Raw genomic sequence first — 9,892 nt, forward strand, 5'->3', positions numbered from 1 at the left:
TTGGAACGCAAAAACGGAACCATTAGGTTCCGTTTTTGCGTTGATGACGAGCCACTATGTATTAACAGTGCCGAGTCTTAGGTGCTCACTGGTTTGCTTCAGCGAACTGTTTCATCGCCTCGGCGTGTTTGGCCATGCCAGTGGCGCGGTCATTGAGTTTTTTGACAAACTCGGCTTTTTTGGCTGGGTCTTCAATACGATCATAGCGTTGTTGCAGGTGAGCTTGCATTTGCTCTGGGGTCATGTTGTTCATCCGAGCCATCTTGTCATGGCGGCCACCGTGGTGCTTGCCAGCCATGTTATGGTCACCCGTTTTGTTACCCTCCATCGCACAATCCATCATGGTATCGGGTTGTGTTTTCGCTGTGGTGTCAGTGGCTGCATAAGCCCCCAGTGGTAAGCCTACGATCAGGGTGGCAGCGAGTAGGGTATTGGTCAGCTTGTTCATGGTCTATCTCCTATTAGGATGATGCGAGGTCAGCGCTCTGGCCTTGATGACAAGTTAACACCCTGCTGGTGTCTGAACTTTGCCAGATCAGCCCTTTTTTGTAGCAGAGTGTGGCACTCGACTGATTTGCCACATTTTGACATAACCCGCTCAGCTGATTTTCGTATACTCGCGCCAATATCAAGCAGGAGAACGCCTCATGAACCAAGGCAGCCCCCACATTCTGGTGGTCGATGATCACAGTGAAATTCGTGACCTGTTGAAGCGGTTTTTAGAGCAGCATGGCTTGCGGGTCAGTTGTGCCCGCGACGGTAAAGAGATGAAACGGTTGTTAGAGGAGCGCGAGTTTGATCTGTTGGTGTTGGACTTAATGATGCCAGGGGAAGATGGCCTGACGCTGTGCCGCCAGTTGCGGGCTAAATCCAGTTTGCCGATTATCATGCTCACCGCCATGGGAGAAGAGACCGATCGCATCATTGGGTTGGAGATGGGAGCGGATGACTACCTAGCCAAACCGTTTAATCCGCGCGAGCTGCTGGCTCGGATCAAAGCGGTGATGCGCCGCACTCAGGTTGATAGTGCGCAGGGGATGGAGCCGCTCACCCGAGATCTACGGTTCGATCGCTGGTTACTCGACATCCAGCGCCGGGAATTAGTAGATGAAGCAGGGGTTGGGATGAGCCTATCGACGGCAGAGTTTGATCTGCTCAAGGTCTTTTTAGAGCGACCACAGCGGGTGCTGAGCCGAGACCAGCTGTTGGATCTGGCTCGTGGTCGTGAGGCGGTGGCGTTTGACCGAGCCATTGATACCTTAGTGAGTCGGCTGCGCCGTAAGCTGGAGCGAGACTCCAAGAATCCTGAGCTAATCAAAACCATCTGGGGCGGTGGCTATATGTTTTGTGCCGATGTCACCCAGGAATAACACCATGACGCTGCGCACCAAGTTAGGCCGTCATCTGTGGCCCAAAGGGTTGACTGGGCAGATCATCTTGGTCGCTTTGGCTGGCCTGATTCTGATCCAGCTGCTCAGTATCCAGATCTATCGCACTGATCGGGAGGAGGCGCTCGGTTTTGTGAACAGCCGCAATGCGATCCAGCGGATCATCTCGGTTGTTCGACTGCTTTCCCTCTCGCCCCCTTCACTGTATGACGAGATCCTCAAAGCCAGCCGCAGCGAAACGTTGTTACTGCGAATTGAGGATGAACCGTTGCAACCAGAGAATCGTAGCCCGCGTTTTGAGCAACGGGTGCGCTCTCATTTGCGCTATCCCGCCAGCTTGGGGGTAGAGATAAGCGCTGAGCTCAAGCAGGATGCTCAGCGCAGCAAGGCGTGGGAGCATCACACCCGTATGATGCGAGGCAGCAAAGGCCCACTCCCACAGGATATGCGGCTTTATGGCTCTATTGAGTTACCCCAGGGAGGTTGGTTGCAATTTAGCTCGCTGGTTGACAAAGAAGTGGGCACTTGGTCATGGCAGACCACGCTTAATCTGATGCTGGTAGCCAGTTTGGTGATTGGCTTGATGATCTGGCTGTTTCGCCGCGCTACCCTGCCACTAAAACAGTTAGCTGTGAATGCTGATAGGCTGGGGCGTGGTGAAGATATTGAGCCGCTCAAAGAGGCTGGGCCGTTGGAAGTGCGAGAATCTATTCAGGCCTTTAACCGGATGCATACTCGGCTTGATCGCTTCGTCCAGGATCGCACTCGGATGCTGGCCGCCATCTCTCATGATTTACGTACCCCCATCACTAGCTTGCGTCTGCGCAGTGAGTTTTTGGCCGAAGGCGAAGATAAAGAGCGAATTTTACAAACGTTGCAGCAAATGGAGCAGATGCTGGCCGCGACCTTGAGCTTTGCCCGAGAAGAGGGACAGCAAGAAGCTACCCGTGAGCTGGATTTGGTTAGTCTTCTGGAAAGCTTGTGTGATGATTATGCCGATACGGGTCAGCCGGTCACCTGCTTGGCTGAGGGTAAGCAAGTCTACGCCTGCCGTGCCAATACCTTACGTCGAGTGCTGCAAAATCTTATCGGGAATGCCATTAAATATGCTGGTAGTGCCGAAGTGTCATTGGCGCGGATGCCCAATGAGTTGCTGATCCGTGTCTGCGATGATGGTCCCGGTATTGAGATAGAGAGCTTGGATGATGTCTTTAAGCCTTTTGTGCGACTCGATGAGGCGCGTAACACCGAGTCTGGTAGCGTCGGACTTGGCCTGTCGATCGCTCGTACCTTAGTGCACCAACATGGTGGTGAGCTGACCCTGCATAATCGCCTGCAAGGTGGGCTGGAGGCGAGGATCTCCCTGCCGTTGTGATCGCCAAGCATAGGGCGTGAACGCATGGCATAAAAATGGGAGCCAGTGCTCCCATCTTCAATCGCTAGCAGGCGTACTCTTTGCCTACTCGATGTCTAGTGCTTCAGGGGAGAGAATCACCCCAGTGGTGTCAGCATAGAGATGATCATCGGGCAGGAAGGTGACACCGCCAAAATTGACGGGCAAATCGGTCTCTCCGATCTCTTTGCTGTCGGCGCCGACAGGGATGGCCGCCAGTGCTTGAATGCCGATATCGAGATCTTCCAACATATCGACTTCGCGTACACAGCCGTAGCAGACGATCCCCTCCCAGCCATTTTCCGCAGCGGTGGTGGCGATGTCGCTGTCGATCAGGGCACGGCGCATCGAGCCGCCGCCATCAATCAATAATACGCGGCTAACCCCATTCTCTTTAACAAGTTCACGGATAAGGCCATTTGACTCGAAACATTTGACGGTGGTGATGACACCACCAAAGGATGCGCGTCCCCCAAAAGAGCAGAGCATGGGTTCGAGTACATCCACCATGTCATGATAGATATCGCAAAGTTCTGAAGTGTTGTATTCCATAGTGTCAAGTCCACGGCTGGAAACAGGTGGATTTGAGTATAAAGAGTGAATGGGGCATTTCAATGAATATTCCTCAGGTGACAGACGCAATATCACAATGAGGAGGCACTTATCCTTGGAAATAGGCCGTTGCGGATATTTATCGGTTATTAATATGTAATTTATTTTTAATAGACCGATTCATACTAAGGATAATCATTTGATTACTGTGGATGTTATTGGGTTCATTCGCTCATATAATCGGCGCCATGATGACAACCTGGACGGATACGATGGCAAAGTTGCTGGCCACGCTATGTGGGCTGGTGTTTGCTGGTTTAACGTGGGCTAATTCACTGTCTCAGATAGTCCCCTTCAGAGTAGGGATGGAGCCGTTACTATCTTGGTTCAGTGGTGAGTTTTCCAGTAAAGAGCAAGCAGGGTTTGATCCGCGTTTTACCAGTGCCGAGTTACGGCTTACCGAAATTTGGCCAACCTATAAGGGCTATCGCTGGGTCTATGCTGAGCAATTCCTTAGCGAGCGTTCGGTGCGGCCGTTTCGCCAGCGTATCTACCGTTTTTCGCCAGGAACGGATGGTCGGATTTTGATGGCTGAGATGACAATGCCCAGAGCCACTGATTTTGCCGGAGCGTGGCATGATCCTGCCCTGCTTGATAGCTTGACGCCTCAGCAGCTCTCTTTGCGTCAAGGCTGTGAAATCTGGCTTACACGTGGTCTTACCGGTGAATACAGTGGACGCAGCGAGGTGGGGCGGTGCGCTACCAACTTTGGTGGTGCAATCACGTTGGTGCAATACATCTGGATTGGGCCAAACAGTGTCAGGCTGTTGGACCGTGGCTATGATAGCCAAGGCTTGCCAAAGTGGGGGAGTCCTGGGGAAGGATATGTCTACATGCGGCGCAGCAAGGTACGTGGGCAATAAGTGGGGCATCGTTTTGATGCCCCACTGTTATTTGATCGCCACATCAGCTCAGTCACGTTAGCCCTATAATTGTGAGCTCTGCAGATTCAATCGACTGGCTGCTGTGTGGGACGTTTTTGCTTGTTACTACGTATCCCATCCAAGCTAAATAGCACCAGTGCGCTCCAGATACAGGCAAACGTGAGTAGTTTATCCATGACAAGCGCTTCACCATAAAGGGTTACCGCTAAGATAAACATCAAACTTGGGCCTATATATTGGAAAAAACCCAGTGTAGAGAGCTTTAGCCGAGTAGCTGCTGCCGTGAAGCAAAGTAGTGGAGCTGTGGTGACCACGCCCGCAGCGATAAGCAGTAAATTGAGCTGCCAGTCATTGGCGGTCATATGGCTCGTTGGACTATCCGCAAATCCCCACAAGTAGATGGCGGCGGGAGGCAGCATAATCACTGTCTCCAGTAATAGGCCCGTCAGCGCATCCAGTGCCAGCTTTTTGCGAATGAGCCCGTAAATAGCAAAACTAGATGCCAAGACGAGCGCGATCCAAGGCAGTGATCCAAAGGCGATGAGTTGGATGGCTACACCTGTGAAGGCGAGAGCGACCGCCCACCACTGTAGGCGCCGCAATTTTTCACTGAGAAATACCATGCCAAGCAACACATTAAATAACGGGTTGATGTAGTAGCCGAGGCTGGCATCCAGCATATGGCCATTATTGATCGCCCATATAAACAGCAACCAGTTACTACCGACCGTGATGGAGGTAAAAGCGAGGATCAGCAGCAACCGAGGTTGCCGTAACACCGTTTGCACTTTGTGCCACTGGCGGCCCAGTAGCACTAATACCATCAGCAGCGCGCACGACCAAATGACGCGATGAGTCAGTATTTCGGTTGCAGGTACGTTAGATAAGCTCTTGAAATAGATCGGGGCTAAGCCCCAAAGAGTATAAGCGCACAGGGCATAGAGGATGCCCTGGCGCTGGATTTGTTGCGGCATGCGGATAACCTTTACTGAGATGGATGTTCGGAAACATCGCAAAAATTCAGTTTAGCGATCCTTGAGCGGTGAAAAAAGCGAATTAATTTGTTGGCTGTCGTTTTTGTGGTGCAGTGTGCTATTCGCCTTTGCCTGGGCGAATGTAATTCATGATGTCGCATAGCAACCAAATCATCAGGGCCAAGCCGGAGATCCAAGAGCCCCACGTCAGATAGACCTCTCCCTGCCCTAGCAAGAAAAACGATAGCGGCAGAGCGATCACCAATAGCACTACACTTCCCAGAAAAAATAGCATTTTTATATTGGTATTTATCAGGTTAGTTATTTGACTATTGTATCTATAGCGTAATTTGATGGAAATAAAAAAAGGGAAATTTCTTTCCCTTAAATGTGTGTAAATAATGAACAAATAGATTATTCGAGTTGAATCCAAGTGCTTTTTAGTTCGGTATATTTCTCTAGTGCGTGCAGTGATTTATCACGGCCATTACCGGATTGTTTAAACCCACCAAATGGCATAGTCATATCACCGCCATCCCAGTTGTTGACGAATACACTACCAGCACGCAGCGCTCGTGAGCCGTTAATTGCCTTGTTGAGGTCTGAGGTCCAGATGGCAGCGGCTAGCCCGTAGTCGGTGTCGTTGGCCAACGTAATCGCCTCTTCCAAGGTGTCAAAGCCAGTGATTGCTAGGACTGGGCCAAAAATTTCCTCGCGGAAGATCCGCATCTTGGGCGTCACTTCATCAAAAATGGTGGGCTCGATGTAGAAGCCACCGCTCTCGGTGTTGGTTTGGTTACCCCCTAGCAGAAGCTTGGCTCCCTCTTGCTTACCAATCTCGATATAGCGCAAGACTTGCTCCATTTGGCTGTTATCCACGATGGCGCCGATACGGGTTGCGGGATCGAGGGGATGGGCGGAGATCCATTCGCGAGCATGGGCCAGCAGCCGAGCGATAAATTGTGGCTTGATGCTGTTTTGCACCAAGAGGCGGGAAGCCGCGGTACACACTTCACCTTGGTTATAGAAGATAGCGCCAGCAGCGCTCTTGGCGGCAGCATCCAGATCTGGGGCATCCGCCAAGATGATGTTAGGGCTTTTGCCACCACACTCCATAAAGGCGCGTTTGAGGTTGGATTTGCCGGAGCACTCAACCAAGTGCTTGCCGATCTTTGTGGAGCCGGTAAAGGTGATACAGTCCACATCCGTGTGCATGGCCAGTGCCTCGCCGACGGTATGACCAAAGCCCGGCAGCACGTTGAAGACGCCGTCTGGAATGCCCGCTTCTTTGGCAATCCCAGCAATACGCAAGGCGGTGAGAGGAGATTTCTCCGACGGTTTGAGGATCACCGAGTTGCCGGTCGCCAGTGCTGGGCCGAGTTTCCAGCAAGCCATCACCAGCGGAAAATTCCACGGTACGATAGCGGCCACTACCCCGAGAGGTTCTCGGGTGACCAGTGCCAGTGCCGATGCCTCCACCGGGGCCACTTGATCGTAAATCTTGTCGATCGCCTCGGCATTCCAAGCGATGCAGTTAGCCGCTGCGGGCGCATCATAGCCCATGGCATCGCTGATGGGCTTGCCCATATCGAGCGATTCTAGCAGCGCCAGCTCCAGCTGATTAAGGCGCATCAGGTCCGCGAATCGTTGCAGGATCAGTTTACGCTGTTTAGGTGACAATCCACTCCAGCGTCTGTCGTTAAACGCTGTGCGTGCTACGTGTACTGCCAACTCAGCGTCAGCTCCGTCGCAGGCGGCGACCTTGGTGAGCAACTTGCCATTAGCTGGGTTGATGCAATCGAACGTGGCGCCATGAATGGCATCTCGGTAAGCACCGTCGATAAATGCTTGCGAAGGCAGGGTTAGATGGGCGGCCTTGTGTTGCCACTGGGCCAGGGTCAGGTCACTCATGCTTACTCCTTGAACTGGCAAAAGTCAGTTTTCGCGTATCAATATGCTAAACATTATGCCGCTTGTAAATCCATTTTGTAACAATTCATTAAACACTTGGCCGGTAATGACTAAGTTAATCAGGTTAGAAACTGGCGGGTGTGTTGGCGGAGATCAGCACACACTGCTCGTCATTGACGTTACGAAACCGATGCGGAGTACGGCTATCGAAGTAGTAGCCATCTCCAGGAGCAAGCAGGTAGATTTGCTCACCGACGGTGACCTCGACTTGGCCCTGGATGATGATGCCGCACTCCTCCCCCTCGTGGCTTAACATCTCATCACCGGTATCGGCGCCCGGCGGTAGGATCTCCTGCATCATGCCGATAGCACGGTTGGCCCGGCTGTGGCCTACCAGCCGATAGCTGATGGGATGGGTGCCAAGATCTGGCATGTCGGCAGCGCGAAACACCACTTCCGAATCCATCGCAGTCTCATCGGTGAAAAAACTCGCCAGTGACATAGGAATCCCTTCCAGCACCTTACGTAGCGAGGCAACCGACGGGCTGACCTGATTCTTTTCAATCTGTGAAATAAAGCCATTGGTCACACCAGAGCGTTTGGCGAGCTCCCGCTGGGACAGAGCCGCGTTGGTGCGAACCGCCTTGAGGCGGTGGCCGATATCCATCGATAGACACTCCTTGACTGTTTACTATTATTAAAATTGTGTTAAATATCTTATACCAGCCCCCTGCTAGCAGCTAGCAGGGGAGTGATCAAGTGGGGCAACAATGAGCCCTTTTTTAAGGCTTCAGGTGTTTAATTTAATAGGCATAGTCCGATGATTGCTAAACACCTTAAGGAAAGAGGTGACCATGAAACCGATCTGCGACATCAATACCCCCTCCGATATGTCCGCTTTTTGGATGCCATTTACCGCCAACCAACAGTTCAAGGCGGCGCCGCGCATCCTGAAGTCCGCAGCGGGGATGTATTATTACTCAGAGGATGGCCGCAAGATACTAGATGGCACCGCTGGGCTATGGTGTTGTAACGCAGGTCATGGGCGACGCGAGATTGCCGAGGCCGTTTCCCAGCAGATTTCTCACCTCGATTTTGCCCCGACCTTTCAGATGGGCCACCCGCTGCCATTTGAGCTGGCCAATCAGCTGGTCGAGATCGCCCCCAAGGGGTTTGGCCATGTGTTCTATACCAACTCCGGTTCAGAGTCAGTCGATACGGCGCTCAAAATCGCCTTGGCTTGGCAGCGAGCCCGTGGTCAGGGGACGCGTACTCGCTTGATCGGTCGTGAGCGGGGCTATCACGGGGTCGGTTTTGGCGGTATCTCGGTAGGAGGCATTCCCGGCAATCGCAAGTGGTTCGGTTCCCTGCTGACCGGTGTTGATCATCTGCCGCATACCCTCAACCTTGCTAAAAATGCCTTCACCAAAGGATTGCCAGAGGAGGATCTGGCGCTGGCCGACGAGCTGGAGAAGATCGTCTTTCTGCACGATGCCAGCAATATCGCAGCAGTGATTGTCGAGCCAGTGGCAGGCAGTACTGGGGTATTGATGCCACCCAAGGGTTACCTCAAACGGTTGCGGGAGATCTGCACCAAACATGGCATCTTGTTGATTTTTGATGAGGTGATCACGGGCTTTGGGCGTCTTGGTGCCCCTTTCGCCGCCCAAGAGTTCGATGTCATCCCCGACATGATCACCTGCGCCAAGGGGCTCACTAACGGCGCGATACCGATGGGAGCCGTATTGGTGCAAGATCACCTTTATGCCGACATGATGGCGGCAGGCAAGGGGGCGATCGAGCTGTTTCACGGTTATACCTACTCCGGTCATCCGGTGGCGGCAGCAGCGGGACTGGCGACGCTCGAGATTTACCGCAATGAAAACCTGTTTAGCCGTGCAGCAGATCTAGCGGGTTATTGGCAAGAGGCCGCTCACTCCCTCAAGGGCTGTAAACATGTCAAAGATGTGCGCAACTATGGGCTGGTGGCGGGTATTGAGCTCGAATCCATGCCCGATGCGCCAGGTAAGCGTGCTTATGAGGTGTTTGTTCGCTGCTTTGACAAGGGGCTGCTGATCCGGGTGACCGGCGATATCATTGCTCTGTCGCCTCCTCTCATCATCGAGCGCAGCCAGATCGATGATTTGTTTACCCTGCTGCAAGATGTCCTGCAGGCCCAACCTTAACCCATTTTAAGGCCCCGCTTTGGCGGGGTCTTGCCTTGGCGTGCTTGGCTTGCAGCCTCGCTACCAGATGATCTACCACGGAGGAGATATGACATACAGGGTCGGCAATTTTATTGACGGTCAACTGCAGCACAGTCGCAGTGAACGGCAAAGCGCCATCTTCAATCCAGCCTGCGGCAAGCAGCAGGGAAGCGTGGGGCTGTCGAGCGCCGCCGAGTGTCAGGAGGCGATTGCCTGTGCCGAACGGGCGTTTGCGGGTTGGTCTCAGACGCCACCATTAGTACGGGCCCGAGTCTTTTTCCGTTTCAAAGCGTTGATGGAGCAACATCGGGATGCCCTGGCCGAGGTGATCAGCCGCGAGCACGGCAAAATCTTCTCTGATGCACAAGGGGAGCTGACCCGTGGATTGGAGGTGGTGGAGTTTGCCTGTGGTATTCCTCATCTGCAAAAAGGCGAGCACTCTCTCAACGTGGGGCGCGGGGTTGATTGCTACTCGGTGATGCAACCGGTGGGGGTCTGCGCGGGGATCACCCCGTTCAATTTT

11 protein-coding genes are annotated in these 9,892 nt (G+C 53.0%); 5 read left to right on the plus strand and 6 right to left on the minus strand.

Annotation, left to right across the window (positions count from 1 at the left end; all coding sequences use genetic code 11):
- Positions 1-85 precede the first annotated feature (85 nt).
- Positions 86-448, minus strand: coding sequence for a hypothetical protein (locus CUC53_RS15115; protein ID WP_100294917.1), 363 nt, complete (start codon positions 446-448; stop codon positions 86-88).
- A gap of 199 nt (positions 449-647) precedes the next feature.
- Here CUC53_RS15115 and CUC53_RS15120 point away from each other — a divergent pair, with 199 nt between their 5' ends.
- Together CUC53_RS15120 and CUC53_RS15125 are read left to right on the plus strand one after the other, a co-directional pair.
- On the plus strand, positions 648-1,370 hold the full coding sequence (locus CUC53_RS15120) for a response regulator (protein ID WP_100294918.1): 723 nt from the start codon (positions 648-650) through the stop codon (positions 1,368-1,370).
- A 4-nt stretch (positions 1,371-1,374) separates the two neighbouring features.
- Positions 1,375-2,763 (plus strand): ATP-binding protein, encoded by a 1,389-nt coding sequence (locus CUC53_RS15125; protein ID WP_100294919.1) that lies wholly within the window; start codon positions 1,375-1,377, stop codon positions 2,761-2,763.
- Between the two features lie 84 nt (positions 2,764-2,847).
- Here the strand turns inward: CUC53_RS15125 and rraA are convergent, their stop codons facing one another.
- Positions 2,848-3,333, minus strand: coding sequence for a ribonuclease E activity regulator RraA (gene rraA / locus CUC53_RS15130; protein WP_100294920.1), 486 nt, complete (start codon positions 3,331-3,333; stop codon positions 2,848-2,850).
- A gap of 272 nt (positions 3,334-3,605) precedes the next feature.
- Between rraA and CUC53_RS15135 the strand changes: the two genes are divergently transcribed.
- Positions 3,606-4,256 (plus strand): chromophore lyase CpcT/CpeT, encoded by a 651-nt coding sequence (locus CUC53_RS15135; RefSeq protein ID WP_100294921.1) that lies wholly within the window; start codon positions 3,606-3,608, stop codon positions 4,254-4,256.
- An 86-nt stretch (positions 4,257-4,342) separates the two neighbouring features.
- Here the strand turns inward: CUC53_RS15135 and rarD are convergent, their stop codons facing one another.
- From rarD to CUC53_RS15150, 4 genes are all read right to left on the minus strand, one after another.
- Complete coding sequence (gene rarD, locus CUC53_RS15140; RefSeq protein ID WP_100294922.1) at positions 4,343-5,251, minus strand: EamA family transporter RarD; 909 nt, start codon at positions 5,249-5,251, stop codon at positions 4,343-4,345.
- 118 nt (positions 5,252-5,369) lie between these two features.
- Positions 5,370-5,522: a hypothetical protein gene (locus tag CUC53_RS19305; RefSeq protein ID WP_236757936.1), complete on the minus strand. Its 153-nt coding sequence runs from the start codon at positions 5,520-5,522 to the stop codon at positions 5,370-5,372.
- Positions 5,523-5,665: 143 nt separating this feature from the next.
- Positions 5,666-7,162 carry an aldehyde dehydrogenase gene (locus CUC53_RS15145; protein ID WP_100294923.1) on the minus strand — a complete coding sequence of 499 codons (1,497 nt, stop codon included), beginning with the start codon at positions 7,160-7,162 and terminating at the stop codon, positions 5,666-5,668.
- A gap of 124 nt (positions 7,163-7,286) precedes the next feature.
- Positions 7,287-7,829 carry a cupin domain-containing protein gene (locus CUC53_RS15150; protein ID WP_100294924.1) on the minus strand — a complete coding sequence of 181 codons (543 nt, stop codon included), beginning with the start codon at positions 7,827-7,829 and terminating at the stop codon, positions 7,287-7,289.
- Positions 7,830-8,016: 187 nt separating this feature from the next.
- Here CUC53_RS15150 and aptA point away from each other — a divergent pair, with 187 nt between their 5' ends.
- A complete protein-coding gene (gene aptA, locus CUC53_RS15155) occupies positions 8,017-9,348 on the plus strand; it encodes an omega-aminotransferase AptA (RefSeq protein ID WP_100294925.1) in 1,332 nt (443 codons plus the stop codon).
- An 88-nt stretch (positions 9,349-9,436) separates the two neighbouring features.
- On the plus strand, positions 9,437-9,892 hold a 456-nt coding region (locus tag CUC53_RS15160), incomplete at its 3' end, for an aldehyde dehydrogenase family protein (protein ID WP_157798293.1).

The sequence above is a fragment of the Aeromonas cavernicola genome, from assembly GCF_002795305.1.
GTDB classification, from domain to species: Bacteria; Pseudomonadota; Gammaproteobacteria; order Enterobacterales; family Aeromonadaceae; genus Aeromonas; species Aeromonas cavernicola.

Bases quoted from the DNA above. Each gene is read 5' to 3' on its own strand.
- aptA (WP_100294925.1), top strand. From the start codon at position 8,017: ATGAAACCGATCTGCGACATCAATACCCCCTCCGATATGTCCGCTTTT.
- CUC53_RS15135 (WP_100294921.1), top strand. From the start codon at position 3,606: ATGGCAAAGTTGCTGGCCACGCTATGTGGGCTGGTGTTTGCTGGTTTA.
- CUC53_RS15115 (WP_100294917.1), bottom strand. From the start codon at position 448: ATGAACAAGCTGACCAATACCCTACTCGCTGCCACCCTGATCGTAGGC.
- CUC53_RS15150 (WP_100294924.1), bottom strand. From the start codon at position 7,829: ATGGATATCGGCCACCGCCTCAAGGCGGTTCGCACCAACGCGGCTCTG.
- CUC53_RS15120 (WP_100294918.1), top strand. From the start codon at position 648: ATGAACCAAGGCAGCCCCCACATTCTGGTGGTCGATGATCACAGTGAA.
- CUC53_RS15125 (WP_100294919.1), top strand. From the start codon at position 1,375: ATGACGCTGCGCACCAAGTTAGGCCGTCATCTGTGGCCCAAAGGGTTG.
- rraA (WP_100294920.1), bottom strand. From the start codon at position 3,333: ATGGAATACAACACTTCAGAACTTTGCGATATCTATCATGACATGGTG.
- rarD (WP_100294922.1), bottom strand. From the start codon at position 5,251: ATGCCGCAACAAATCCAGCGCCAGGGCATCCTCTATGCCCTGTGCGCT.
- CUC53_RS15145 (WP_100294923.1), bottom strand. From the start codon at position 7,162: ATGAGTGACCTGACCCTGGCCCAGTGGCAACACAAGGCCGCCCATCTA.